This is a genomic window from Ancylobacter lacus (genome assembly GCF_018390635.1).
GTDB lineage: Bacteria > Pseudomonadota > Alphaproteobacteria > Rhizobiales > Xanthobacteraceae > Ancylobacter > Ancylobacter lacus.
The window spans coordinates 1-25,690 of the sequence record NZ_JAHBGE010000057.1; the positions used below are offsets into that span (position 1 = coordinate 1).

Consider the following 25,690-nt stretch of genomic DNA (forward strand, 5'->3'; position numbering starts at 1 on the left):
TTCTGGCGCTGCCATCTGATCTTTCGCGCACTGCCATCTGATTTTTCGCGCTACAGATCCGCCCCGGCGCCCCGCACGCCCTTCGACGGGCGAAGGGCCTGACGCACACCCCCGGCCGCTCGCGGCGCGGGGCTTTTGGTGCGGGGGGTGGGTGGGGTGCGGGTCAAAACCCGCGCAACCTTGCCCTTCTCAGCCTTTCGGCGTAAAAGCCCGCCCTCGCCCGAGCCTGTGAATGGCAGGGCCATCAGGAGAGACAGATGGGCTACAAGGTCGCCGTAGCCGGCGCCACAGGCAATGTGGGCCGTGAAATGCTCGACATCCTCGCCGAACGCGGCTTTCCCGCGGACGAGGTGGTCGCGCTCGCCTCCCGCCGTTCGGTCGGCACCGAGGTTTCGTTCGGCGACAAGACGCTCAAGGTCAAAGCCCTGGAGAATTACGATTTCTCCGACGTCGACATCTGCCTGATGTCGGCGGGCGGCGAGGTGTCGAAGGAATGGTCGCCGCGCATCGCCGCCAAGGGCTGCGTCGTGATCGACAATTCCTCGGCCTGGCGTTACGATTCCGACGTTCCGCTGATCGTGCCGGAAGTCAACGCCGACGCCATCAAGGGCTTCGTCAAGAAGTACATCATCGCCAATCCGAACTGCTCGACCGCCCAGCTCGTGGTCGCGCTGAAGCCGCTGCACGACCTCGCCACCATCACCCGCGTGGTCGTCGCCACCTACCAGTCGGTGTCCGGCGCCGGCAAGGACGCGATGGACGAGCTGTTCTCGCAGACCCGCGCGGTCTTCGTCTCCGACCCGGTCGAGGCCAAGAAGTTCCCCAAGCGCATCGCCTTCAACGTCATTCCCCACATCGACGTCTTCATGGAGGACGGCTACACCAAGGAGGAATGGAAGGTGATGGCCGAGACCAAGAAGATCCTCGACCCCAAGATCAAGCTGACCTGCACCGCGGTGCGCGTGCCCGTCTTCATCTCCCATTCCGAGGCGGTGAATGTCGAGTTCGAGAAGCCGATCACGGTGGAGGAGGCGACCTCGGCCCTGCGCAACGCGCCGGGCATCCTGGTCGTCGACAAGCGCGAGCCCGGCGGCTACATCACCCCCTATGAGGCGGCCGGCGAGGACGCCACCTATGTCTCGCGCATCCGCGAGGACGCCACCGTCGAGAACGGCCTGTCCTTCTGGTGCGTGTCGGACAATCTGCGCAAGGGCGCCGCGCTCAACGCGGTGCAGATCGCCGAGGTTCTGGTGAACCGCAAGCTCCTCGCGCCCAAGCAGAAGGCGGCGTGAGCCGGCAACCCCGGCGCGATGACGACGATGAAAGGCGCCGCAAGGCGCCTTTTTCATTGCCAGAGCGTCGAGATTTCGCCGAACTCCGCCGTCAGGATTCGGGCATCGGCCGCATGAGGAGACCGTCGTGCTGAAAACCGCCGCCGCAGCCCTGCTTGCCGGCACCGTGCTTTGCACCCTCGCGGCCCCCGCCTCGGCGCACCCCCATGTGTGGGTGAGCGTGAAGTCGGAGCTGGACTACGCCCCGGACGGCCGCGTCACCGGCGTGCGCCACGACTGGACCTTCGACGAAGGCTTCTCGACCTTCGCCCTGCAGGGGCTGGAGACCACCCCGGACGGCAAGCCCAGCGAGAAGACGCTGAAGGACCTCGCCCAGGTGAACATCGATTCGCTGAAGGAATTCGACTATTTCACCTATGCCCGGCGCGGCAAGGACAAGCTGCCCTTCAAGCCGCCGCGCGATTACTCCCTGTCCTATGACGGCACCGCGCTGACGCTGCACTTCACCCTGCCGTTCGAGAAGCCGCCGGAATCGGCCGGGCTGACGACGCTGGACGTCTACGACCCCACCTATTTCGTCGCCTTCGCCCTCGCCGACAACAACCCGGTGAAGCTGGCCGGCGCCCCCGCCGGCTGCGCCGTCGACCTGCACCGGCCCGACCCGGCGCTGGGCGCCACCACCACGCTGTCGGAATCCTTCTTCACCGCGCTTACCACCGCCAGCGACTTCGGCTCGCAGTTCGCCAACCGCGTCACGGTGAAGTGTCCGTGACGGCCCCGCTCCGCCGACCCGTGGGCGCCGGCCTCGCCACCGCCGGGCTGGCGCTGGCGGCGCTGCTCGGCACCCTCGCCCTCGCCCATGCCGCCTCGCCCTTCGGGGTCGGCGTCGCCCCGCCCCCGCCCGAGCCGGGCGGCCTCGTCGGCTTCATCCTCGCCAAGCAGGCCGAGTTCTACCGCCTGCTCACCAGCGCGGTGAAGGCCTCCCGGCAGGACGGCAGCGCGCTGCCCATGCTGGGCGGCATCTCCTTCGCCTATGGCATTTTCCACGCCGCCGGCCCCGGCCACGGCAAGGCGGTGATCTCGTCCTACATCCTCGCCAACGAGGCGACGCTGAAGCGCGGCGCGGTGCTGGCCTTCGCCAGCGCCTTCGTGCAGGCGCTCACCGCGATCGCGGTGGCCGGCGTGTTCGCCGTGCTGCTCGGCGCCACCGCCACCACCATGCAGCGCGCGGTCTCGATCATCGAGATCGCCGCCTACAGCCTCATCGTGGTGATGGGCGCCCGTCTCGCCCTCGCCAAGGGCCGCGGCCTGCTCGCCGCCTGGCGCGGCACCCCGCCGGCCCATGTGCACGGCGCCGATTGCGGCTGCGAGGACGGCCATCTCCACCTGCCGGGCCCGGACGCCCTGCCCAGGGCCGGCGGCGGCTGGGCGGCGTGGACGGCGGCGGTGCTCTCCATCGGCCTGCGCCCCTGCACCGGGGCGGTGCTGGTGCTGGTCTTCGCGCTGGCGCAGGGCATCTTCTGGGTGGGTGCCGCCTCCACCCTGCTGATGTCGGTGGGCACCGCCCTCACCGTCACCGCCACCGCCGCCCTCGCCGTGTTCGGCAAGCAGATCGCGGTGCGGCTGGCCGGCAGCCGCCCCGGCGGCGGCGCCCTGCTGCTGCGCGGGCTGGAGTTCGCCGCGGCGCTGGCGCTGGTCGCCTTCGGCCTCGCCCTGCTGACCGGCTACATGGCGAGCGAACGGCTCTTCTTTTCGTGAACTTGACGGCGGCCGCCGCTGCGTCACTATGTCCGGGTACGAGGTGCCGGCCAACGGCACCCGGAGGAAACGCCAGACCCGTGGACGGGCCCCCGCCCGCCACCGCACCGGAGGACGAGACCCATGGCCGCCGCGACCGCATGACCGCCTGACCAGACGGGGCCGCGCCCCGCTGCCAGACGTGCCCGCGACGGCCCGGCCGCACCGTTCCCCGAGGGGTGGAGACCACGAGGTCCTGCTCGGAGATGGAACATGGTGACACTCACGGCTTTCCGATCGTCCGGCTCCCGGACCGGCGCCGCGGCGCCGGAGCTTGCCGCGGCCGACTGCCTCGATGACCGCGAGACCGCCTCGCGCGAGGAACGCGAGCAGCTTCTGTTCAGCCGGCTGCCGCATCTGCTGCGCAGCGCCCGCGTCGCCCGCGGATGGGCCTGGCTCACCAACGGCACCCTGCCCGGCGACGTCGCCAGCCGCGCCGCCCTCGCCCGCCTGCCGGTGCTGCGGCGGGGCGATCTGGCGGCGATGCAGGCGGGCCGGCCGCCCTTCGGCGGGCTGGTGCCCGAGCCGGCCGGCTCGTTCAAGCGCATCTTCGCCAACCCCGCAGGCGCCAGGCTGGTGCTGGCGCCGGAGGCGACCGGGCAGGATTCCTGGCTCGCCGGCCGGGCGCTGCACGCCGCCGGCGTGCGCAAGGGCGACGTCGTGATCAACGCCCTGCCCTACCACCTCGCCTCCACCGGCTTCATCGTGGATTCGGCCTGCCGGACGCTGGGCAGCCCGGTGGTGCCGGCCGGGCCGGCCGAGTTCAGCGACGAGCTGGACCTGCGCATCGAGATCATCGAGCACCTGATGCCCACCGCCATCGCCGGCACCGGCGAGCTGGTGCTGCGGTTGCTGGACCGGGCGGCGGCGACCGGGCGGGACGTCTCCTCCCTCGGCATCGCCTTCCTCACCGAAGGCGGCACCGACCCGGCGACCCGCGCGCTGATCCAGCGCCGGGGGGTCGACGTGTTCGACACCATGCTGGTGCCGGAGATCGGCATCGTCGCCTTCGAGGACGGCGCGGGTGGCTTCGTGCTGAACGAGGACCTCATTGCCGAGATCGTTCATCCCGGCACGGGAGAGCCGGTGGCGCCGGGCGAGGCGGGCGAGTTGGTGATCACCAGCTTCGACCCGCACCACCCCTTCATCCGCCTCGGTACCGGCCAGCTCACCGCCGAGTGCCTGCCCGACCGGCCGGCCGCCCGCACCAATCTGCGGCTGGCGGGCTGGCTGGGCAGCGCGGAGCAGCAGGCGCGCTTCGGCGAGGTCAGCATCTCGGCGGCGCAGATCGCCCAGCTCCGCCGCAGCCACCCCGAGCTCAAGCGGGTCCGGCTCAGCCTGCGCCAGACCGGGGCGGGCGAGGAGGCGGTGCTCTGCGGGCTGATCGAGGAGGAGACCGGCGGCGAGGGCGACGCCCAACGGGCGGCGCTGGCGGCACGGGTGGCGGCGTCGCTGGCCCGCATAGCCCGTATCGCCGGGCGGGTCGAGCTGGTGCATGAGGGCCTGCCCAATGACGGGCGGCTGGTGAGCGACGAGCGGGTCTGAGGCGCGGCCGGCACGGGGCGGGCCGGCACAACCGCCCCGTGAGGATGGCGCGAGCCTTATGACAAGCCCGCGCCATCCTGCCCCAAAGCAGGCTCAGTCCTGCATGTAGTCGTGCACGACCTTGCCGAGGCCGAGCGTGAGGTCGGCCTTCAGATGCACCGCGGAGAGCACTTCGAGCACGGGCAGCTTGTAGACATCGGCGATGGCGTGGGGGAACAGGCCCAGCGCCGCCGGGCCGGTCCAGGCTTCCTTCAGCTCGATATCCTCAAGGTAATACTCGACCAGCTCGCAGATGCGGGTGGTGCCGTCGACATGGGGAATGATCTTGATGAGCCAGCTCGGGCTCAGCAGGGATTTCAGCACCGCGTCGTGGTCGGCCTTCTTGAATTTGTAGCCCATGGTGCCGGAGGCGCAGAGCACGCTGCCATAATGCAGACTGGCGACCAGCACGTCGCTTTCCACCTTGAAGGTCGGCTTGGCCAGCTTCTTCGGGAAGCCCCAGATTTCCCGGCCGCCGGCAATGGGCGCCTCGTCGTCGAGATACATGGAATGGACATAGCCGCCGGCCCGCCCCTCGAAGGTGACGGGAATCACCTGCCCGGTCTCGGTGTAATCCCCGAAGCCGGTGGAATCCGGCATGCGGATGAACTCGTACTTGACGATCGGCTCGGTGACCTCGAGCGGCTCCGGCACCACCGCCCGCAGCGCCTCGATGTCGGTGCGGTAGGTGATGATGAGATATTCGCGGTCGAAGAAGCGGTAGGGGCCGGTGGGGTAGGACGGGCTGGTGAGCGGCATCGACACGGCGGAGCGGCGAACGTCGGCGATCTTCATGGCGGGAGTTCCCTGCGACTGCGGTACCACCACTCTACCGGCCGCAGATGGCAGCGGGGAGACAAAATGCGCCCCGCCGGGCGCCCGCCGAATGTGCGGCCCCACCGGCCTTAGAGGATGACCAGCCCCGCCTTGCCGTCCTCGGTGCCCATGGCCACCGCGCCGCCGTCGCCGCGCCACGCCAGCGCGGTGATGGGGCTGGCGGCAGGGGCCCGCAGCAGGATTTCGGCGCCGTCATTGATGCGGATCAGCAGCACCATGCCGTCCTCATAGCCGCAGGCGACGATCTCCTCCTTGGGATGGCAGGCCACCGCGGAAACCCGCATGTCGCGCTGGCCGACCATGGTCGGCTGCTTGCCCATCGGCCCCTCGCGGCTCATGAAGGGCCAGAGGATCACCTCGGTCGAACCCGAAGTGGCGAGGTAGCGGCCGCCGGCGGTGAACTGCATCGAGCGCACCCGCGAGGGATAGCCGCTCATCCGCATATGCGCGCCTTCCGGCAGCCGCCAGCCGTGCAGCGCCGGCTCCTGCATGGTCGTGACGAGGAACTTGCCCTCGGGATGCCAGAGCACGCCGCGGTGCGAGCCCTTCCATTCGAGGAATTCGGGGGTAGCCACCGCATTGGGGAACCACAGCGTCACGCCGTTGTAATGGGCGATGGCGAGGCGCGTACCCTTCGGCGCGAAGGCGAGGCCGGCCACGGTGGAGGGCAGGTCCAACGTCTTTGGCTCGCCCTTCACCGGGTGGAAATGGGCGGTCTTTCCGGCGGACCAGGCAAAGGCCCCGTCCGGCCCGCTGGCCACGGCATCGATCCAGCGGCCCTTCTGCTCGGCGAGAGTGGTCGAGCTGCCGTCGCCCAGCGTTGCGACGACGCGCCCATCATCTCCGCCGGTCAGCACCCTGCGGGCATCACCGGCAACCGAAAGGATGGCGCCGCGATGGGCCGCGATCCGGCGCGGCTCGCCCGCCTCGGCGAGAACCAGGGCGCCATTGCCCGTCGCGAACAGCGCGACCTGCCCGAGGAAGCGCACCCCGACGGCTTCGCCACCGAGGTCGAGCGGACGAAGCTTGGAGGTCAGCGAGGAGGGAGCGGCGGGCGGGGTCGGCGGCAGGGGCGGCATGGGGCTACTCGACGGCTCGGCGGCGGGCTCGACGGCGGGGCCGCACGGAGGCGGCACATCCGCCGGTTAGCGGAAAACGCGGCGCGCGTCACCCCGGCAGGGCGCAGCGGGACGCGATGGACCGCCGCGCCGCCGCCGGTGTGGGGGGTCACGCGATGCAGGCGCGGAACCCCTTCTCCAGCGCCGCCGTGTCGAGCTGGCGGCCGATGAAGACGATGCGGCTCAGCCTCGCCTCGTCGGCACCCCACGGCCGCTGGTGGTCACCGTCGAGGATCATGTGCACGCCCTGGAACACGAAGCGGTCGGGGTCGTCCTTGAAGGCGAGGATGCCCTTGGAGCGCAGGATGTTGATGCCCTCGCGCTGGACCAGTTCCTGGATCCACGGGAAGAAGCGGTCGGGATCGAGCGGCTTGTCCGAGGAGAAGGAGACCGACTTCATCTCCTCGTCGTGGAAATGCTTGTGGCCGCCTTCGAGGAAGTCGGGATCGATGGCGGTGATGCGCTCGAGATCGAAAGCGCCCTGCCCCAGCACGCGGTCGATCGCGATGTTGGAGCGCTGGGTGTGGTGGATGCGGGCGAAGGGGTTGATGGCGCGGATGCGCAGCTCGACGTCCTTCAGTTCGCTCTCGGTGACAAGGTCGGTCTTGTTGAGCAGGATGACGTCGGCAAAGGCGATCTGGTTCTTCGCTTCCGGCGCGTCCTTCAGCCGGTCCTTCAGCCACTTGGCGTCGGCGACGGTGACCACCGCGTCCAGCGTGGTCTTGGCGCCGACGGTCTCGTCGACGAAGAAGGTCTGCGCCACCGGCGCGGGGTCGGCAAGGCCGGTCGTCTCAACGATGATGCCGTCGAACTCGCCCTTGCGCTTCAGCAGACCGTCGATGATGCGGATGAGGTCGCCGCGCACGGTGCAGCAGATGCAGCCGTTGTTCATTTCGAACACTTCCTCGTCCGCGCCCACGACGAGGTCGTTGTCAATGCCGATCTCGCCGAATTCGTTGACGACGACGGCGAATTTCTTGCCGTGCGGCTCGGAGAGGATGCGGTTGAGCAGCGTGGTCTTGCCGGCACCGAGATAGCCGGTGAGCACGGTGACGGGAATCTTGTCGGTCTGGACGTCGGGCATCGTCGGTCTCCTTGGCTGTCGCCAGCCTTCACATGCGTCGCGGCCGGGTGCAGTCCCGGCCATCCGCGTCCCGGTATCGAAAACGCGGGAGGCCCGGCAGGGTTTGCCTGCCGGGCCGGTCGCCACGTCCCGTGCCGAAGCTCAGCTCGACAGCGCCGAGGAAAGCTCGCGGACGTTATACTGTATCATGTCAATGTAGGTGCTCGCCGGTCCTTTGTCATCGGAGAGCGCGTCGGAATAGAGCGTGCCACCGACTTTCGCGCCGGACTCCTTGGCGATGCGGTCGGCGAGGCGGGGATCGGAGATGTTCTCGAGGAATACCGCCGGGATCTTCTCCGCCTTGATCTGCCGGATGATGCGGCCGACATCCTTGGCCGACGCCTCGGATTCGGTGGAGACGCCCTGCGGCGCCAGCAGCTTCAGGCCATAGGCGTCGCCGAAATAGCCGAACGCATCGTGCGAGGTGATGATGCGGCGCTGGTTCTGCGGAATGGTGGCCATGGCGGCACGCACCTCGACGTCGAGCGCCTTGAGCTTCTCGATATAGGCGGCGGCCTGCGCCTTGTAGGCATCCGTACCGGCGGGATCGGCGGCGATCAGCGCGTCGCGGATATTGGCGGCGTAAATCTCGACATTGGCGACGTTCTGCCAGGCATGCGGGTCGAGCGGACCATGGTCGTGGCCCTTGTCGGCCGCCTTCTTGCCGTGGTCGTGGCCGGCTTCGGCCTCGTCGTCGTCCTGCGGCTCTTCGGCGGTGCGATAGCGCGGGGTGACGCCTTCGGTGACCACCACCAGCTCCGCCTTGCTGCCGGACGCCTTCACCAGGCGGGGCATCCAGCCTTCAAGGCCGAGCCCGTTTTCGAACACCAGCTTCGCCCCGGCCACCGCCTTCGCGTCGTTGGGCGTCGGCTGATAGACGTGGGTGTCGCCATTGGGGCCGACCAGCGTGGTGACGGCGATGCGGTCGCCGCCGACCTGCTTCACGATGTCGCCGAGGATGGAGAAGGTCGCCACCACCGGCAGCCGGGCGGACGCCGCGTCCTGCGCGGCGGCGGGATGGGCGAGCGCGAGAGTGGCCGCGAAGGCGGCGAAGACGGCATGACGCCGGGAGAGCAGGACCAACCGCATGGGAAGGATCTCCGTTTCAGACAGACGGGAGCGATAAGGGGCTCAGGCTTCGAGATGGCGCCGCGGCACGAAGCGCGGCAGCAGCCCGCCGACGGGGCCGAACAGAACCGACAGCGCGTAGCCGACGCCGGCGACGAGGATGATGGCGGGCCCGGAGGGTGCGCCGAAATGATACGACACCAGCAGGCCGACCACGCCCGACGCCGCAGCGACCAGCGTCGAGATCAGCACGATGGCGGTGAGGTCCCGCGCCCAGAAGCGGGCGGCGGCGGCGGGCAGCATCATCATGCCGACCGCGAGCAGCGTGCCGAGCGCATGGAACCCACCGACGAGGTTCAGCACGACCAGCATGAGGAAGACGAGGTGGGACGGCGCCCCCGCCCGGCTCACCGAGCGCAGGAAGCCGGGATCGACGCACTCCAGCACCAGCGGACGCCAGAGCACGGCGAGGATGAGCATCGACACGGTGGAGATGCCGACGATCAGAAGCAGCGTGGCGTCGTCGAGCGCCAGCACCGTGCCGAACAGTACGTGCAGCAGGTCCACGTTGGAGCCGCGCAACGACACCAGCAGAACGCCGAGCGCCAGCGAAACCAGGTAGAACGCCGCCAGAGCCGCGTCCTCCTTCATCTCCGTCGCCCGGGCCACCGCCCCGGCGCCCAGCGCTACGGTGAAGCCGGCGACGAGGCCGCCGACGGTCATCGCGAACAGGTTCAGCCCGGCGGCGAGGAAGCCCACCGCCGCCCCGGGCAGGATGGCGTGCGCCATGGCGTCACCGGTGAGGCTCATCCGCCGCAGCATCAGCAGCACGCCCACCGGGCCAGCGCCCACCGCGATCGCCAGCACCCCGACCAGGGCGCGGCGCATGAAATCGAACTCGGCGAAAGGGCCGATGAGCGCGTCATACACGGTCATGCCGCACGCTCCGGCGCACAGATCGCGGCGCCCTCGTCCCAGGCCTCGCACATCTGGCGGGCACGGCGGAGATTGCCGTCGGACAGCACCTCGCCCGTCGCCCCCCACGCCACCGGGGTGCGGGCGAGCAGGAGGGTGCGGGGGAAATGCCGGCGCACCAGCTCGAAATCGTGCAGCACCGCGAGCACGGTGCGCGACTCGGCGTTCCAGCGCTCGACCAGCGCCACCAGATCCGCCACGGTGGCGGCGTCCAGCGCGGTGAAGGGCTCGTCGAGCAGAATGAGCCGGGCATCCTGCAGCAGCAGCCGGGCAAAGAGCGAGCGCTGCATCTGCCCGCCGGACAGCGTGCCGATGGGCCGCATCTCGAAGCCGGCCAACCCGACGGCGGCGATGGCCTCCTCGATCCGGCGATGGTCGGCGCGCCCGACTCCGCCGAACAGGCCGGTGCGGCGCCACAGCCCCATCGAGACGAGGTCATAGACCGAAATCGGGAAGCTGCGATCGACCTCGGCGGCCTGCGGGAGATAGGCGACGTCGCGGGGCGACAGGCCGGCCAGCTCGATGCCGCCCGAGAGCGGGCGCAGCGCGCCCATGATGCCCTTGAGCAGGGTCGACTTGCCGGCCCCGTTCGGCCCGCACACCGCGAGCATGTCACCGGCCGGCACCTCGCCATGGAGGTGATGCACCGCCGGGTGGCGGTCATAGCCGAGCGTGAGATTGCGGAAGGCCAGAACCTTGCCGCCGGAAGCCATCGGCGCCGCGCTCACGAGCTGCCTCCCGCGATAACCCAGAGGGCCGCCGCCCAGAGCAGCCCGGCCAGCGGCACCACGATGGCGAGGCGCTGCCACACCGCCAGCCGCAGCAGCGAGGCACCCGGCACCACCGGCCGCCGCGCCGTATGGGCGTGACCGCCCGGATGGCCCGCGGCATGGGTGCGGGCGGGAGCATGAGCGTCATGAGAATGCGCCGCGTGGCCGTGCGTCGTATGGCCGTGGTCCCTGTGATCATGGCCGCCGGCGGGGTGGGCCGCGCCAGGACCGTGCCCGGCATGGGACGCGCCCGATGGAACCGGACCTGTTTCGGCGGCGCTGGAGGCAGGGCGGGGGTGGCGAGCAGCGAGCATGGCGCTTCTGATACATCATATCGGAAAGCCCTGTCCATCCCGAAAATGAGACTTTGTATCACCTTGCCGCTGCGAGAGCCGCCCGCGCGTTACAATTGTCGCATTGCACCATCTCGACGCCGCGCCTTCGGCGACCTATAGGAGACGCCTCTTTTGCCGGATGAGCCGGCACGCCGATCGGGAGCCTTCCTCATGGACATTTCGCGCATTTCGGCCGGACCGAACCCGCCGGACGAGATCCACGCCTTCATCGAGATTCCGGCCGGTGGCGCGCCGGTGAAGTACGAGCTGGACAAGGAATCCGGCGCGCTGTTCGTCGACCGCTTCCTGCACACGCCGATGTTCTACCCCGGCAATTACGGCTTCATCCCCCAGAGCCTGGGCGACGATGGCGACCCGCTCGACGTAATCGTGATTTCGCCCATCCCGGTGCTGGCCGGTTCCGTCATCGCCTGCCGTCCGGTCGGCGTGCTGATGATGACCGACGAGAAGGGCGGCGACGAGAAGATCCTCGCGGTGCCGGCGAACTCGGTCTACCCCTACCACTCCAAGATCAACACCTATGCCGACCTGCCGCCGCTGATCGTGGAGCAGGTCGCCCACTTCTTCACCCACTACAAGGATCTGGAGAAGGGCAAGAAGGTCACCGTGGCCGACTGGGCCCCGACCGAGATGGCCAAGGAAGTGATCCGCAAGGCCATCGCCGCCGCCTCGGCGAAGTGAGCCCCGCGGTAAAGCCGCAGCGGACACCCACCTGAACCGCCCATTGCCGGACGGTTCCGACAGACAACAAGGGCCGCCCGCCACGTGCGAGGCGGCCCTTGGCATTTTCATTGCTGGACGCCGGCACCACCCGTGTCGGAGTTCCTCATGCCCCTCGCTTTCCCGAATCGCGGCAGCTACCGCGACCGCATCATTCCCGCCGCCGAGCTGAGCGAGGTCGGCCCGCCACCCTACGGCAACACCTACCCGGTCAAGCTGCCGGACGGCGACTGGGCCGAGCTTCCCTTCCTCGCGCTACCGCCCGATTTCGATACGGCGATTGCCTATCTCTGCATCACCGAGAATTCCTTCGCGCTGGAAGACCGGCTGTCCTCCGCCATGGCCGAGCAGGTGCGCGACCTCGCTCCCGAGGTAGTGGTGGGCATGCCGACCCTCGGCATGGTGCTCGCCGCCTCGGTGGCGAAGAAGCTCGGCCACGCCCATTACGTACCGCTCAGCTATTCCCGCAAGTTCTGGTTCGAGGACGAGCTGTCCATACCGGTCATCTCCATCACCAGCCCGCTCAAGCCGAAGACGGTCTTCATCGACCCCCGGCTGCTGGAGCGGCTGGAGGGCCGCCGCGTGCTGCTGGTGGAGGATGTGATCTCGACCGGCGGCACCGTCTCCGCCGAGCTGGAGCTGATGCGGCGGATCGGCGCCAATGTCGTGGGGGTTTCCACCGCCATCAAGGAAACCCGGGTCTGGGAGAAGACCCTTGGCGCCATCGACCCGGCGTGGCCCGGGCTGGTGCGGGCGCCAATCGGCTGCCCGCTGTTCCGTAAGGGCGAGGGCGGCTGGTATCCCGACTGGTCGACCCTGCCGGCCTGAAGCGCCGGCCTCACGCCCCGGCAGCGCCTCCCGGACGTGCTGGCGGCACCGCCGGGGCGCCGCCGGCTTCAGCCGGAAAAGCCCATGCCCGCCAGCGCCGCCTCCAGCGCGGCGGTGAGCAGCACGCCCTCGCGGGCGGCGCGGGCGCGGTTGCCGAGGCGCCGGGTGCCGGGCAGCCGGGCGCCCGGCTCGTTCTCGATGGCATGGGCCAGCCGTTCGAGGTGGTCGAGATAGGCCGGCCCCGCGGCACGGCCGGGGTCGATGGCGATGAGGACCTGTCCGACCGCGGCTGGCGGGCCCTCGCCGTCGAAGAAGCTCGGCGTGTCGAAGGAGAAGGTCGAGGCGGTGAGCGCCGCGGAGATCACCTCGATGACGAAAGCCAGCGCCGTACCCTTGGCCTCGCCCATCGGCACCATGGTGCCGGCGAGCCCGGCCTTGGCGTCGGTGGTGGGGTTGCCGTGGCGGTCCAGCGCCCAGCCCTCGGGAATCGATTCGCCGCGCTGGGCCGCCGCCAGCACATTGCCGCGCGCGACCTTGGCGACCGAGAGGTCGACCACGGCGGGCGGCCGGTCCTTCAGCGGCGTCGCGAAGGCGAGCGGGTTGGTGCCGAACAGCGCCCGCCGCCCGCCCCACGGCGCGATCGAGGCCGAGGCATTGGCGAAGGCCAGCGCCACCAGCCCCCGTTCGGCCAGCCGCTCCGCCGGATGGCCGGCCACGCCGAAATGGCTGGAGCGGCGCAGGCCGCAAAAGGCGATGCCGGTCTCGCGGGCGAGACTCTCCAGCGCCGGGAGGGCGAGATCGATGGCGGGATAGGCAAAGCCGTTGCCGGCGTCGACGCCGAGTATGGCCGGCGCCAGCCGCCGCAGCGTCGGCCGGGCGTGACCGTCGATCTTGCCCGCCGCCGCCATGGCGGCATAGCTCGGCAGCCGGGCGAGGCCGTGGCTGGCGAGCCCGTCCGCCTCGGCATTCACCAGCGCAGCGGCGGTGCCGGCGGCATTGGCGGGCGCGGTGCCGAAGCGCTCCAGCACCTGTGCGGCATAGGACCGGGCCTCGTCGAGGGAGAGGCGGCGCCCTTCCGGGGCGCTCACGCGCCGGCCCCCGGGCCGGTGGCACCCAGCGGCCCGCCCGGAAGCCGGGCGAGATCGAAGCGGTGCACGTCGTCCAGCAAGGCGATGAAGGCGCGGGCGCCGAAGGCAAGGCACGCCTCGCCCTTGGCCGGCGTCGCCTCGGTGGCGTCGCCCATGGCGCCGGTGGGCTGGATGTCCTGCGCCATCCAGCCGAAGCCGGCGGGGGTGCCGGCGCGCAGATAGGCGAATTCCTGCTCCATGCCCAGCGTCGCCGGCGCGAAGTCGGCGATCGCCTCCTCCCGCACCACGTCGGGACGGGCGGCCATGATCAGCGAGGTTTCAATGCCGCCGGCATGAATGCCGTGCTGGCGCTCGCGGGTGCTGAACAGTTCGTCGGGATAGCCGAAACGGTGCCACGAGATGGTCACCGCCAGCATGCCGAGCCGGGCCCGCAGGTCGCGGGCGACGATGTCGATGATCGAGACGTTGCCGCCATGGGAATTGACGAACACGATCTTGCGCACCCCGGCACGGTGGACGCTCTCGCCGATCTCTGTCCAGGCCCGGATCACGGTTTCGGCCGACAGCGTCAGCGTGCCGGGAAAGTCGATGTGCTCATTGGACTTGCCGACGCACTGCATTGGCAGGAACACCGCCGGCAGTTCCTCGGGCAACAGGCGCTGCACCGCGTCGAGATAGGCCTGGCCGATCATCACGTCGACGCCGACCGGCAAATGGGGACCATGCTGCTCCACCGCCGCCACCGGCAGCACCGCGATCCAGTTCGCGGTGTCGCCCTGGGCGAAGTCGCCCCAGCTCAGTTCCGTCCAGAAGCGTTTCGGCGGCATGTGCGTTCCTGTTCCGCGCCGCCGCTGAGCCGGGGCGGCGCTCGTCTCGTTCGGTTCCGTCATAGAAGCAGGGCACGGCGGGCGACAAGCCCGATCGGCGTCCGGCGGCCCTGCCGCGTGCCTCACCCCCCTCAGCGGGCGGCCAGCGCCTCGATCTCCACCTTGAACTCGGGGCGAGTGAAGCCGGAAACGATCATCAGGGTGGAGGCCGGCGGCGGATCGGCGACGAAACGGTCGCGCGCGGCCATGTAGCCGGCCATATGGGCGCGGTCGGTGACATAGGCGTTGAGGCGCACGATGTCGGCCGGAATCATGCCGGCTTCGGCAAGGCAGGCGGCGATGGCGCGGAAGCAGATGTCGGCCTGAGCCTCGGCCCCCTCCGGCACGGCGTCGTCCGGTGCGATGCCGAGCTGGCCGGAAACCAGCAGCAGGCGGGCGCCGGGCGGAACCTCCACGGCGTGGCTGTAGCGGGCGAAGGGAGCGCGGACGGCGGAGGGGACGAGATGGCGCAGCATGCAGCCAGCCTAGCCCCGCAGCCCCGGCGCGCAACCCCCCGCAGCGGCGAAAGCCTGCATGCGCTGACGGCGCAGACCGCCGCTCTCCGCCGCCGGCAGAACCGACCCGGCGTCGAGTTCAGGCGCGCAGCGCCTCCCATGTCTTGCGGCCGACAATGCCATCCGCCTCCAGCCGCTGGGCGCGCTGGAAGGCGATCACCGCGAGTTCGGTGGCGGCGCCGAAATCGGTGTCGACCGCGACCGGGTAGTCCCTGGCGCGCAGCAGCCTCTGCAGTTCGCCCACCGCATCGTCGCGGGAGCCGCGGCGCAGCACCGGGGACAACCCGCCTTCCTGCGCCGCCACCACCACCGCCCGCATCTCGGCAAGCGCGGCCTTGGCCTTGCGCAGATAGGCGCCGCGCTCGTCCAGCCCGTTCTGGCCGCCATTGACGAGGCGGGTGACGGTCACGAGGTCGTCGGCGTCGGCGGCCTTGTTGATGCCGCGGCGCTTCCAGTACTCGCAGGCGATCACCAGCGACAGCACGGGCTCCGCCGCCCGCTCCGGCTCGCCCACGAGGTCGATGCCGAGCGCCTCGCCATAGGCCTTGTAATTGGCCCGCCCGGTCAGTTGCAGCAGGCCGCGCCCCTTGAAGCGCCGGCCGTCGCCCGCCTCGGTGTTGCCGAGGTCGCGGCGGCCTTCATAGGCGGCGCCGGAGGCGAATTCCTGCGTGGTGCGGAAGCCGGCGCATTCATGCGTCACCTGCCCCATGAAATGGGCGATGCGCAGCGGGGCGCCGATGTCGTAGCGCTCGAGCGTCGCGGCCAGCGCAGGCCCGATGGCGGAGATGATGGCCGCCTGCGCCTCGGCGAACTTGCCGGAAAAGCGTGGAGCAACCTTGCGGATGAATTCCGCATCGACTGGAAGCATGACCCTCCCCCCGGAGACCACGGACCGCGCCATTGCCGACGACGCCACGATTGTACCCCGCCCCGGGGGATTCCGTAACGGAATTTCGGGGCAGCCGTGGACGCTTGGCAGGCCGCCGCGGACGGCATATGCATCCGCGTTAGGCTCGCCTAATATGCCGCCATCCGGCCTAAGCGCTTTGCATGGGGAGACATTGATGCGCCTCGGTTTCCGCCCTCTCGGCTCGCGGCTGCTGCGCGCCGCCCTGCTGATCGGCCTCGGCCTTGCCGGCGCGGCCGGCGCCCTCACCGCCGCACCGGCGCAAGCGGCGGACAAGGTGACGTTCGGCACCAACTGGGTCGCACAGGCCGAGCATGGCGGCTTCTATCAGGCGGTGGTCGACGGCACCTATGCCAAATACGGCCTTGACGTGCGCATCCTGCCGGGCGGGCCGCAGGCCAACAACCGGCTGCTGCTGCCGGTGGGCAAGATCGACTTCTACATGGGCGCCAACATGCTGCAGGCGTTCGACTCGGTGAAGGAGGGCATCCCCACCACCGTCGTCGCCGCCATCTTCCAGAAGGACCCGCAGGTCCTCATCGCCCATCCCGACGTGAAGAGCTTCGCCGATCTCAAGACCCGCACCCTCTTCATCTCCAAGGAGGGGCTCGCCAGCTACTACCAGTGGCTGGTGAAGGATTTCGGCTTCAGCGAGGCCCAGGTGAAGCCCTATACTTTCAACGTCGCGCCCTTCCTCGTCGACAAGAACAGCGCGATGCAGGGCTACATCACCTCCGAGCCCTACGCGGTGGAGAAGCAGGGCGGCTTCAAGCCGGCGCTGTTCCTGCTCGCCGACCAGGGCTTCGACACCTACTCCACCACGATCGAGACCCGGATTGATCTCGCCGACAAGAACCCGGACCTCGTGCAGCGTTTCGTCGATGCCTCGATCATCGGCTGGTACAACTATCTCTATGGCGACAATGCCAAGGCCAATGCCCTGATCAAGCAGGACAACCCGGAGATGACCGACGAGATGATCGCCTTCTCCATCGCCAAGATGAAGGAATTCGGCATCGTCGATTCCGGCGATACGCTCACCTCCGGCATCGGCGCCATGACCGACGCCAAGATGAAGAGCTTCTTCGACAAGATGGTGCGGGCCAAGGTGGTGGATGCCGGGATCGACTACACCAAGTCCTACACGCTGAAATTCGTGAACAAGGGTGTCGGCAAGGAGCTGCGCCCCCAGTGACCGGCGCCGGCGACCGACGACCGGTCGGGGGCGGCGCAAGCCGCGGCGCCCACGGCGACCCCATCCTCACCCTGCGCGGGGTGGGCAAGGCGTTCGACAACGGGGTCACCGCCCTCTCCGGGCTCGACATGGAAATCCGTGACGGGGAGTTTCTCTCCCTGCTCGGGCCGTCCGGCTGCGGAAAATCGACCGCGCTGCGGCTGATCGCCGGCCTCAGCGCCCCCACCAGCGGCGTCATCGACCATGCCCGGCCGGCGGCGGAACGCCACTCCATCGGCTTCGTGTTCCAGGAGCCAACCCTGATGCCGTGGGCCAGTGTGTTCGGCAATGTCCACCTGCCGCTGCGGCTGAAGGGCCAGAGCCGGCGCGCGGCCGAGCCGGCCATCGAGGAGGCGCTGGAGCGGGTCGGCCTCGCCGGCTTCCGCGACGCCTATCCCCGCGAGCTCTCCGGCGGCATGAAGATGCGGGTGTCGATCGCCCGGGCGCTGGTGACGCGGCCGAGCCTGCTGCTGATGGACGAGCCCTTCGCCGCGCTGGACGAGATCACCCGCTTCAAGCTGAACAACGACCTTCTCGCCCTGTGGAAGCAGCTCGGCTGCACCGTCGTGTTCGTCACCCATTCGGTATTCGAATCGGTATTCCTCTCCACCCGCATCCTCGTCTTCCGGGCCCGGCCGGGTCAGGTGGCGGCGGAGATCGCGATCGACCCGCACGTGCCGCGCGACGAGGCGTTCCGCACCTCGGCCGACTATGCCGGCATGTGCCGGCGCACCTCGCAGGCGCTGGCGGCCGCCATGGGCGAGAGCGCGGGCGGGGGCGGCCTCGCGTGAGCCCGCGGCGGACATGGCGCCCCGCCCTTCCGCCGGTCCGGTGGCTGATGCCGCTGGTGGTCGGCGCGGTGGTGGTCGTGGCGTGGGACCTGCTGGTGCGGCTCAACAACCTCCCGCCCTATGTGCTGCCTTCGCCGGAGGCGGTGCTGGCGACGCTGGTGAAGGACTGGAGCGTGCTGTTCGCCTCGCTGCTGGTCACGCTGCGCATCACCGTACTGGCGCTGCTGGCGGCGGTGACGGGCGGCGGGCTGCTGGCGCTGGTGTTCGCCTCCGCCCGCATCGTCGAGCTGTCGCTGTTTCCCATCGCGGTGCTGCTGCAGGTGACGCCGATCATCGCCATCGCGCCGCTGATGCTGATCTATCTGCAGCCGGACACCGCGGTGCTGGTGTGCGCCTTCATCGTCGCCTTCTTCCCCATCCTGTCCAACACCACGATGGGGCTAAACTCGGTGGACCCGAACCTGCGGGACCTGTTCGCGCTGTCCGGCGCCAGCCGGCTGCAGAGCCTGCTGCTGCTGCGGCTGCCGGCGGCGCTGCCCTATTTCCTCAGCGGCCTTAGGATCGCCGGCGGGCTGGCGCTGATCGGCGCCATCGTCGCGGAGATCGCCGCCGGGTCCGCCGGGCAGGGTTCCGGCCTCGCCTTCCGGGTGGTGGAATCGGCCTACCGGCTCAACATACCGCGCATGTTCGCGGCGCTGCTGCTGATCTCGCTCACCGGCATCTTCATCCACGGCGCGCTGAGCCTGCTATCGTGGCTGGCGCTGCGGCGCTGGCACGAGAGCGCGCTGGACCCCGGCCGATGAGCGCGCTGCCCGATCTCACCGGCCTCGCCGCCCCGCGCTACCGGCTGGCCGGGGCCCGGGTGCCGGCCTGCCTGCTGCCCGCTGACCTGACGGCGGACGCCGCGCTGGCGGTGGACGCGGAGGGGCTGGCGCGGGTCGACATCGAGGTGGAGCACGGCCGCCTCGGGCGCATCGCCCCGGCCGGCCACCTTCCCGGCGAGGACGGCGGCCGCAAGGATGTGGCCGGCGGCAGCGCGAGCGGCGACACCCCGGCCGGCGACGAGGCGTTGCCCCGTATCGCTCTGGACGGCCGGCTGGTGCTGCCCGGCCTCGTCGATGCCCACACCCATCTCGATAAGGCCTTCATCTGGAGCCGTGCGCCGAACCCGGACGGCAGCTTCCAGGCCGCCATCGCCGCTGCCTCGGCGGACGCGGCGGCAAACTGGAGCGCGGCGGACCTGCGCCGGCGGATGGATTTCGCCCTGCGCTGCGCCCATGCCCACGGCACCGTCGCGCTGCGCAGCCATCTCGACAGCTTCGGCGCGCAGACCGACATCTCCTGGGGCGTCTTCGCCGAATTGCGGGCGGAGTGGGCCGGGCGCGTCGCCATACAGGGCGTGAGCCTGTGCACCATCGACATGGCGGCCGACCCCGAGGCGCTGGCGCCGGTGGTCGCGGCGGTGCGCCGCCATGGCGGGGTGCTCGGCGCCTTCCTCTACCCCAGCCCGAACCTCGCCGCCGGGCTGGAGGCGCTGTTCGACGCCGCCGAGCGCCACGGTCTCGATCTCGACTTCCACGCCGACGAAACCGACGACCCCGCGGCGCAGGGCCTGCTCGCCATCGCCCGCCTCGCCAACCGCCGCCGGTTCGGCGGCCGCCTTCTTGTCGGGCATTGCTGCTCGCTGGCCGCGCAGGATGCGGCACAGGTCGACCGCACGCTGGACGAGGCGGCGCGGGCCGGGCTCGCCGTGGTATCGCTGCCGCTGTGCAACCTCTATTTGCAGGACCGGACCCCGGGCCGCACGCCACGCTGGCGCGGGGTGACGCTCGTTCACGAGATGAAGGCCCGCGGCATCGAGGTGATGGTGGCGAGCGACAATGTGCGCGACCCGTTCTACCCCCATGGCGACTTCGACATGATCGAGATCTGGCGGGAGGCGAGCCGCATCCTGCACCTCGATCATCCGGTGGCGGACTGGCCGCGTATCGTCGGCGCCGCGCCGGCGAAGGTTCTGGGGCTCGATGCCGGCAGGCTGCGCAGCGGCGGGCCGGCCGACCTCGTCATCACCGGCGCGCGTTCGATCCACGGCCTGTTCGCCCGGCCCGGCACCCCGCGCCTCGTGGTGCGGGGCGGCCGGCCAAGCGAAGCCCGTGCGCCGAATCTCGCCGAGCTGGAAAAGGAGATCGCCCGCCCATGACCGACACGGAGCTTCGCCGGGAGGCCCCAGCCTATGACCTCGCCGCGCTGCGGGCCCGGCTGGAGGGCCTGCGCCTCGACGACAACCCGGCCATCCTGCGCCAGAAGAGCCGCGATTTCTTCTGGTATTCGCCAGTGCTCAAGCGCCAGCTCGACGAGGTCACCGCCGATCTCGTCGTCTACGCCACCACGCCGGAAGAGGTGGCGCGGGTGCTCGCCGCCGCCTTCGCCCTCGGCATCCCGGTGACGCCGCGCGGCGCGGGCACCGGCAATTACGGCCAGGCCATGCCGCTCGCGGGGGGCGTGGTGCTCGACCTCTCCGGCCTCGACCGGGTGCTGGAGATCGAGCCCGGCTTCGTGCGGGCGCAGGCCGGCGCGATCATCGCCGACATCGACGCCGCGACGAAGGCGCACAGCGGCCAGGAGCTCCGGCTCCACCCCTCCACCTACCGCACCGCCTCGATCGGCGGCTTCATCGCCGGCGGTTCGGGCGGCGTCGGCTCCATCACCTGGGGCGGGCTGCGCGATCTCGGCAACGTGCTGGCGCTCACCCTGCTGACGATGGAGGCGGAGCCGCGCCGGCTGCGGCTTTCCGGCGACGACCTCGCCAAGGTGACCCATGCCTACGGCACCAACGGCATCATCATTGAGGTTGAGATGCCGCTCGCGCCGGCCCACGACTGGGTCGAGCTCATGGTCGGCTTCGACGATTTCGCCGCGGCGGCGGCCTATGGCAACGGCCTTGGCGAGCAGGACGCCATCCTGAAGAAGCTGGTGTCGGCGATCGCGGCGCCGGTGCCGCAGGATTATTTCCTCCGGCACCGCAAATATCTTCCCGATGGAAAGCATGTCGTGCTGGTGATGGTGGCGCCGATCGCGCTCGGCGCCTGCCTCGCCTTCACCGCCCGCCATGGCGGCGACCTCCTGTTCCGGTCCGACACGCTGGCGCCGGAGGAGGCCAAGGGGCTGCCGCCGCTGTACGAGCTGGCGTGGAACCACACCACGCTGCGGGCGCTGCGGGTCGATCCGGCCATCACCTATCTGCAGACGCTCTACCTCTTCCCCGACCAGCTCGCTCGTGTCGCCGGCATTCACGCCCGGCTCGGCGCGGAGGTGCCGGCGCATCTGGAATTCGTCCGGTTCGACGGCAAGATAACGTGTTTCGGCCTGCCGCTGGTGCGCTTCACCACCGAGGAACGGCTGGAGGAGATCATCGCGCTGCACGAGACGGCCGGCATCCCGGTGTTCAATCCCCACCGCTACACGCTGGAGGAAGGCGGCATGAAGCAGACCGACGCCGCCCAGCTCGCCTTCAAGCGCGAGGCCGACCCGCGCGGGCTGCTGAACCCGCACAAGATGATCGCCTGGGAGGACCCGGCGTTCGACTTCGCGGCGGCGCGGACCTATCTGTTTCCCGGGCTGCGGAAAAGCTGAGCCGGAGAAGCCGAACCATGCGCGTCCTGCTGGTCTACTGCCACCCAGTACCGGAGAGCTTCAATGCCGCGGTGCGCGACGCCGCGGTGCGGGGCCTCGCCCGGGCCGGACACGAGGTGGACCTGCTGGACCTCTATGCCGAGGGCTTCGACCCGGTGATGGGCGCGCAGGAACGGCGCGACTACCACACGCCGGGCACCAACCTGCTGCCGGTGGCCGACCATGTGGCGCGGGTGAAGCGGGCGCAGGCGCTGGTGCTGGTCTATCCCACCTGGTGGTACGGCCCGCCCGCCATGCTGAAAGGCTGGCTCGACCGCGTGCTGATCCCCTACGAGACCTTCGGCATGCCGAAGCCCTATCGCCCGCTGGAGCGGCACCTCACCAACATCCGGCTGCTGGCGCTGGTGACCACGCTCGGCTCGCCCTGGTGGTGGTGGCGCTGGATCGGCCAGCCGGGCCGGCGCCTGCTGGCGGCGGGCATCGGCGGCATCATCGACCCGAAGGCACGCCAGCTCTGGCTGGCGCTCCACGCCATGGACAGCGCCGGCGAGGAAAAGCGCCGCCGCTTCCTGGCCCGGGTGGAGGCCCGGTTCGCCGGCTTATGAGCTGCTTTCCCGGCACACGGTTCTCTTTGACGGCGAACCGGATTGCGGCCATGGTGTGGCATCTGGAACGCTCGGGGGCCACGGTGAAAGACACGCTGGACAAGAGCATCGGCCACCGGCTGCACCACGCCGCCCGGTTGCAGCGCGCCCTCGCGGCCCGCCACCTCACCGAACTCGGGCTGTTCCCGGGACAGGAAACCGTCCTCAAGCTGCTGGCGGAGACCGACGGCCGCACCATGACGGAGCTTGCCGCCGCGCTGCAGGTTCGCCCGCCCACCGCCTCCAAGACGGTGGGGCGCCTCTCCGCCCAGGGCCTGCTCACGCGCCGTGCCACCGACGGCGACGGCCGGCTGGTTCGGGTCTATCTCACGGAGGAAGGCCGCCAGCGCGCCGGCGCCATCGACGGCATCTGGAACAGCCTGGAAGACACCATGGTCGCCGGGCTCGACGGCAAGGACCGCAAGCGCCTGCGCAAGCTGCTGCGCAAGCTGGAGAAGAACCTCGCTCTCACGCTCGGCGCCGCCGTTCCCGCCGGCGCCGAGCCGGAGGAGGACGAGGCGCCGGAAGAGGTGGCCGACGACGCGGCCTGACGCCGGCCCTGCGTTTCGACCAATGCCGCACTCGCGCCGGCGGCCCGGCGCACCTATAGAGGCGGTCGGCTGCCTCCTTGCGAGAATCCCCGCGTGCCCGTGCCCCCCGCCCCTGACGTTTTGCCCGCCCCCGCGCCGCCGGCGGCCGCCTCCTCCCGGCTGGCGGGAATCGGGCTGATCTGCGCCGCCTTCTTCGTCTTCGCCGTGCTCGACGCCACGGTGAAGTGGCTCGGCACCCACCTCAACGCGATGGAAATCGTCTGGGCGCGCTATATGGGCCAGTTCGTGCTCTCCTGCGCGGTGCTGAATCCGTGGGTGACGCCGGGGGTGTGGCGCACCCGGCGGCCGGTGCTGCAGGTGGTGCGCTCGCTGCTGCTGCTGGGCACCACACTCGGCAATTTCTATGCGCTGCAGTATCTCCAGCTCGATCAGACCATTTCCATCACCTTCTCCATGCCGTTCTTCGTCGCCCTGCTGGCGGGGCCGATCCTGGGGGAGTGGATCGGCGTGCGGCGCTGGCTGGCGATCATGGTCGGCTTTTCCGGCGTGCTGCTGGTGGTGCGCCCCGGCGTCGCCGACATCCACCCCGCCATCCTCGCCTCGCTGGCGAGCGCGCTGTGCTACGCGCTGTACAATGTGACGACCCGGCTGCTGGCGGCGACGGACTCCACCGCCACCACCATGTTCTATTCCTCCTCGCTCGGCGCCGGCCTCACCAGCCTGGCGCTGCCCTGGGTCTGGAGCGCGCCGGAAGGCGCTGCCGTGCTGGGCAATCTCGCCCTCACCGGGCTTTACGGCGGCATCGGCCATCTGCTGCTGGTGCTGGCCCACCGCCGGGCCCCGGCGGCGGTGCTGGCGCCGTTCCTCTACACCGAAATCATCTGGATGGTGCTTGCGGGCTGGGTCATCTTCGGCCAGACGCCGACGCCGTGGACGCTGGCGGGTGCCGGCGTCGTCATCGCCTCCGGCCTCTACCTCATCGCCCGCGAGCGCGCCGACCGGGCGGAGCGGGCGATCGAGGCCACGGTGGGCGACTGAACCCGCCACCCTGCATTCCGCGGCCGCGGCCGCAGCGAGAGGAGAGCCCGCCATGGCCGTCGACGATACCCGCCCCGAACTTCTCCAGACCGGGCCGATGATGGCGATGATCGAGGAACAGCTCGCCCGCCACTTCCGCGTCCACCGGCTCGACGGGCCGGACGGCGAGGCCGTGCTGGCGGAGGCCGGCCCGCGCATCCGCGCGGTGGCGACCGGGGTCGGCGCCACCGCCGGCACCCGTCACCGCGTCACCGGGGCGCTGATGGACCGGCTGCCGCAGCTCGAAATCGTCGCCAATTTCGGCGTCGGCTACGATTCGGTGGACGCGGAAGCGGCCGGCCGGCGCGGCGTCGTCGTCACCAACACGCCCGGGGTTCTCGACGACGAGGTGGCCGACCTCGCCGTCGCGCTCACCCTGTCCACCGTGCGCCGGCTGCCGCAGGCGGAACGTCACCTGCGCGAGGGCCGCTGGCCGGCGGGAAGCTTTCCGCTCTCCCCCACCCTGCGGAACCGCAGCATCGGCATTGTCGGCATGGGCCGGATCGGCCGGGCCATCGCCCGCCGGCTGGACGGCTTCGGCCGCCCGATCGCCTATCACACCCGGCGGCCGGTGCCCGACCTGCCCTATCCCCATTTCCCCGAGCTGATCGCGCTCGCCCGCGAGGTCGGCGTGCTCATCGTCATCGTGCCCGGCGGCGCCGAAACCCATCACATGATCGACGCCGCCGTGCTGGAGGCGCTGGGGCCGGAGGGCGTCCTCATCAATGTGGCGCGCGGCTCGGTGGTGGACGAGCCGGCGCTGATCCGGGCGCTGCAGGACGGCACCATCGCCGCCGCCGGCCTCGACGTGTTCGAGCATGAGCCGCATGTGCCGGCGGAGCTGATCGCGCTCGACAACGTGGTGCTGCTGCCTCACGTCGCCTCGGCGACCCATGTCACCCGCAACGCCATGGGCCAGCTCGTGGTGGACAATCTTCTCGCCTGGCGCGACGGTCGCCCGCCGCTGACGCCGGTGCCGGAGACGCCGTGGCCGCCGCACTCGCGGTGAGCCGGCGCCGGGCCCGCCGCGGCATCGCGCCGATGCGCCGCTAACCCGGAGAGCGCGCGGACCCTCTCCCCCGGCCTGCGTTGCGCGCCGGTCCGCCCCCGCCCTACAGTGTCGGCCGATCCGCCGGAGCCGCGCATGTTCCGTTCTCGCCCGTTCGTCGCCACGGCGCTCGGCCTCGTTCTTCTCGCCGTTGCGCAACCGGTTGGCTGCGCCGCAGCCGGGGCGAACACCGCCTCCGGCCGCAGCGCGCCGGAGGGCGCGGCCGGGCGCTCCGCTGCCGAGGCCGTCGCGGCCCTTGCCGGGCGCTACCGCATCACCAACGCCGATGGCGACCGTGCCTGCCCGCTGGTGCTTACCACCACGCCCGCCACCGGCGGGGGCGGGCGCTACGGCGTCGAGCTGGATCAGCCGGCCTGCACCCAGGCCATCCTGTTCACCGCCGACATCTTCGGCTGGCGGCCGGGGGCGGGCAATTCCATCCTGCTGGAAACCCGGCAGGGCCGGCTGATCGCGGAGTTCACCGAAGGTGTCGCCGGCACCTGGGAGGCGCTGCGCGAGAATGACGGGGTCTATTTCCTCGTCAATCCCGCCCTCGCCGAACCGAGCCGGGTGCCGGAGCCGGCCGAGCTCGCCGGCCCCTGGAGCCTCGGCCGGGCGGATGGCGGGCCTGCCTGCCGCGTCGAGCTGAAGCCCGAGCCGGACAGCGCCGGGCGCCTGCCGGCCGTGGCCGAGCCCGCCTGCGCCCCGCTGTTCGGCCGCTTCGCCCTGCAGAGCTGGCGGCTGGACGGGCTGGACCTGCTGCTGCTGCCCGCCAGCGGCCCGCCCCTTCGCTTCGTGGCGCAGGAAGAGGGCGGGTGGGCCAAGATGCCGGCGGGCAGCCGGCCGCTCGTGCTCACCCGTCCCTGAC

General features: G+C 70.4%; 26 protein-coding genes. 16 read left to right on the forward strand and 10 right to left on the reverse strand.

From position 1 onward, the window contains the following. Positions 1–257 precede the first annotated feature (257 nt). The 4 genes from KHC27_RS13885 to KHC27_RS13900 all read left to right on the forward strand — a co-directional run bounded on the left by KHC27_RS13885 (position 258) and on the right by KHC27_RS13900 (position 4,634). Complete coding sequence (locus tag KHC27_RS13885) at positions 258–1,292, forward strand: aspartate-semialdehyde dehydrogenase (protein WP_213339982.1); 1,035 nt, start codon at positions 258–260, stop codon at positions 1,290–1,292. Positions 1,293–1,419: 127 nt separating this feature from the next. Beyond that, complete coding sequence (locus KHC27_RS13890; RefSeq protein WP_343210911.1) at positions 1,420–2,064, forward strand: DUF1007 family protein; 645 nt, start codon at positions 1,420–1,422, stop codon at positions 2,062–2,064. Next, complete coding sequence (locus KHC27_RS13895; RefSeq protein ID WP_343210912.1) at positions 2,061–3,050, forward strand: nickel/cobalt transporter; 990 nt, start codon at positions 2,061–2,063, stop codon at positions 3,048–3,050. Before KHC27_RS13890 ends, KHC27_RS13895 begins: the two co-directional genes overlap by 4 nt. Before the next feature lie 252 nt (positions 3,051–3,302). Further along, complete coding sequence (locus KHC27_RS13900; protein ID WP_213339983.1) at positions 3,303–4,634, forward strand: phenylacetate--CoA ligase family protein; 1,332 nt, start codon at positions 3,303–3,305, stop codon at positions 4,632–4,634. 93 nt (positions 4,635–4,727) lie between these two features. Here the strand turns inward: KHC27_RS13900 and KHC27_RS13905 are convergent, their stop codons facing one another. The 6 genes from KHC27_RS13905 to aztA all read right to left on the reverse strand — a co-directional run bounded on the left by KHC27_RS13905 (position 4,728) and on the right by aztA (position 10,507). Further along, the gene (locus KHC27_RS13905; RefSeq protein WP_213339984.1) at positions 4,728–5,468 is read right to left on the reverse strand and encodes an acetoacetate decarboxylase; all 741 of its coding nucleotides are present in this window, start codon (positions 5,466–5,468) and stop codon (positions 4,728–4,730) included. 110 nt (positions 5,469–5,578) lie between these two features. Then, positions 5,579–6,589, reverse strand: a complete 1,011-nt coding sequence (locus tag KHC27_RS13910; protein ID WP_213339985.1) for a WD40 repeat domain-containing protein — start codon at positions 6,587–6,589, stop codon at positions 5,579–5,581. A gap of 148 nt (positions 6,590–6,737) precedes the next feature. Then, on the reverse strand, positions 6,738–7,712 hold the full coding sequence (locus tag KHC27_RS13915; protein WP_213339986.1) for a CobW family GTP-binding protein: 975 nt from the start codon (positions 7,710–7,712) through the stop codon (positions 6,738–6,740). Between the two features lie 141 nt (positions 7,713–7,853). Continuing rightward, on the reverse strand, positions 7,854–8,840 hold the full coding sequence (locus KHC27_RS13920; RefSeq protein ID WP_213339987.1) for a metal ABC transporter substrate-binding protein: 987 nt from the start codon (positions 8,838–8,840) through the stop codon (positions 7,854–7,856). A 42-nt stretch (positions 8,841–8,882) separates the two neighbouring features. Further along, the gene (locus tag KHC27_RS13925; RefSeq protein ID WP_213339988.1) at positions 8,883–9,755 is read right to left on the reverse strand and encodes a metal ABC transporter permease; all 873 of its coding nucleotides are present in this window, start codon (positions 9,753–9,755) and stop codon (positions 8,883–8,885) included. Beyond that, entirely contained in the window at positions 9,752–10,507 is a 756-nt protein-coding gene (aztA, locus tag KHC27_RS13930) for a zinc ABC transporter ATP-binding protein AztA (RefSeq protein WP_213340152.1), read from the reverse strand. Before aztA ends, KHC27_RS13925 begins: the two co-directional genes overlap by 4 nt. Positions 10,508–11,070: 563 nt before the next feature. Here aztA and ppa point away from each other — a divergent pair. Both ppa and KHC27_RS13940 read left to right on the forward strand, forming a co-directional pair. Continuing rightward, a complete protein-coding gene (ppa, locus tag KHC27_RS13935; protein WP_213339989.1) occupies positions 11,071–11,601 on the forward strand; it encodes an inorganic diphosphatase in 531 nt (176 codons plus the stop codon). Between the two features lie 147 nt (positions 11,602–11,748). Next, the gene (locus KHC27_RS13940; protein WP_213339990.1) at positions 11,749–12,468 is read left to right on the forward strand and encodes a phosphoribosyltransferase; all 720 of its coding nucleotides are present in this window, start codon (positions 11,749–11,751) and stop codon (positions 12,466–12,468) included. A gap of 68 nt (positions 12,469–12,536) precedes the next feature. Here the strand turns inward: KHC27_RS13940 and KHC27_RS13945 are convergent, their stop codons facing one another. From KHC27_RS13945 to KHC27_RS13960, 4 genes are all read right to left on the reverse strand, one after another. Further along, entirely contained in the window at positions 12,537–13,556 is a 1,020-nt protein-coding gene (locus KHC27_RS13945) for an Ldh family oxidoreductase (RefSeq protein WP_213339991.1), read from the reverse strand. After that, complete coding sequence (locus tag KHC27_RS13950; RefSeq protein ID WP_213339992.1) at positions 13,553–14,383, reverse strand: creatininase family protein; 831 nt, start codon at positions 14,381–14,383, stop codon at positions 13,553–13,555. Before KHC27_RS13950 ends, KHC27_RS13945 begins: the two co-directional genes overlap by 4 nt. A 131-nt stretch (positions 14,384–14,514) precedes the next feature. Beyond that, the gene (locus KHC27_RS13955; protein ID WP_213339993.1) at positions 14,515–14,898 is read right to left on the reverse strand and encodes a RidA family protein; all 384 of its coding nucleotides are present in this window, start codon (positions 14,896–14,898) and stop codon (positions 14,515–14,517) included. A gap of 118 nt (positions 14,899–15,016) precedes the next feature. Next, a complete protein-coding gene (locus KHC27_RS13960; protein WP_213339994.1) occupies positions 15,017–15,805 on the reverse strand; it encodes a peptidoglycan-binding protein in 789 nt (262 codons plus the stop codon). A 196-nt stretch (positions 15,806–16,001) separates the two neighbouring features. Between KHC27_RS13960 and KHC27_RS13965 the strand changes: the two genes are divergently transcribed. From KHC27_RS13965 to KHC27_RS14010, 10 genes are all read left to right on the forward strand, one after another. Beyond that, the gene (locus KHC27_RS13965) at positions 16,002–17,039 is read left to right on the forward strand and encodes an ABC transporter substrate-binding protein (protein ID WP_213339995.1); all 1,038 of its coding nucleotides are present in this window, start codon (positions 16,002–16,004) and stop codon (positions 17,037–17,039) included. Further along, the gene (locus tag KHC27_RS13970) at positions 17,036–17,869 is read left to right on the forward strand and encodes an ABC transporter ATP-binding protein (RefSeq protein WP_425514880.1); all 834 of its coding nucleotides are present in this window, start codon (positions 17,036–17,038) and stop codon (positions 17,867–17,869) included. The genes KHC27_RS13965 and KHC27_RS13970 overlap by 4 nt, the downstream gene beginning before the upstream one ends. Before the next feature lie 47 nt (positions 17,870–17,916). Further along, a complete protein-coding gene (locus tag KHC27_RS13975) occupies positions 17,917–18,672 on the forward strand; it encodes an ABC transporter permease (RefSeq protein ID WP_213339996.1) in 756 nt (251 codons plus the stop codon). Continuing rightward, the gene (locus KHC27_RS13980) at positions 18,669–20,069 is read left to right on the forward strand and encodes a cytosine deaminase (RefSeq protein WP_213339997.1); all 1,401 of its coding nucleotides are present in this window, start codon (positions 18,669–18,671) and stop codon (positions 20,067–20,069) included. Before KHC27_RS13975 ends, KHC27_RS13980 begins: the two co-directional genes overlap by 4 nt. Beyond that, positions 20,066–21,502: an FAD-binding oxidoreductase gene (locus KHC27_RS13985; RefSeq protein WP_213339998.1), complete on the forward strand. Its 1,437-nt coding sequence runs from the start codon at positions 20,066–20,068 to the stop codon at positions 21,500–21,502. Before KHC27_RS13980 ends, KHC27_RS13985 begins: the two co-directional genes overlap by 4 nt. Positions 21,503–21,519: 17 nt before the next feature. Continuing rightward, positions 21,520–22,107 carry an NAD(P)H-dependent oxidoreductase gene (locus KHC27_RS13990; RefSeq protein WP_213339999.1) on the forward strand — a complete coding sequence of 196 codons (588 nt, stop codon included), beginning with the start codon at positions 21,520–21,522 and terminating at the stop codon, positions 22,105–22,107. Between the two features lie 83 nt (positions 22,108–22,190). Further along, on the forward strand, positions 22,191–22,697 hold the full coding sequence (locus tag KHC27_RS13995) for a MarR family winged helix-turn-helix transcriptional regulator (RefSeq protein WP_213340154.1): 507 nt from the start codon (positions 22,191–22,193) through the stop codon (positions 22,695–22,697). Between the two features lie 93 nt (positions 22,698–22,790). Beyond that, the gene (locus KHC27_RS14000; RefSeq protein WP_343210913.1) at positions 22,791–23,735 is read left to right on the forward strand and encodes a DMT family transporter; all 945 of its coding nucleotides are present in this window, start codon (positions 22,791–22,793) and stop codon (positions 23,733–23,735) included. A 52-nt stretch (positions 23,736–23,787) separates the two neighbouring features. After that, positions 23,788–24,783 carry a 2-hydroxyacid dehydrogenase gene (locus KHC27_RS14005; RefSeq protein WP_213340000.1) on the forward strand — a complete coding sequence of 332 codons (996 nt, stop codon included), beginning with the start codon at positions 23,788–23,790 and terminating at the stop codon, positions 24,781–24,783. Between the two features lie 135 nt (positions 24,784–24,918). Next, positions 24,919–25,689 carry an AprI/Inh family metalloprotease inhibitor gene (locus KHC27_RS14010; protein WP_213340001.1) on the forward strand — a complete coding sequence of 257 codons (771 nt, stop codon included), beginning with the start codon at positions 24,919–24,921 and terminating at the stop codon, positions 25,687–25,689. The last annotated feature ends 1 nt before the right edge of the window (position 25,690 follow it).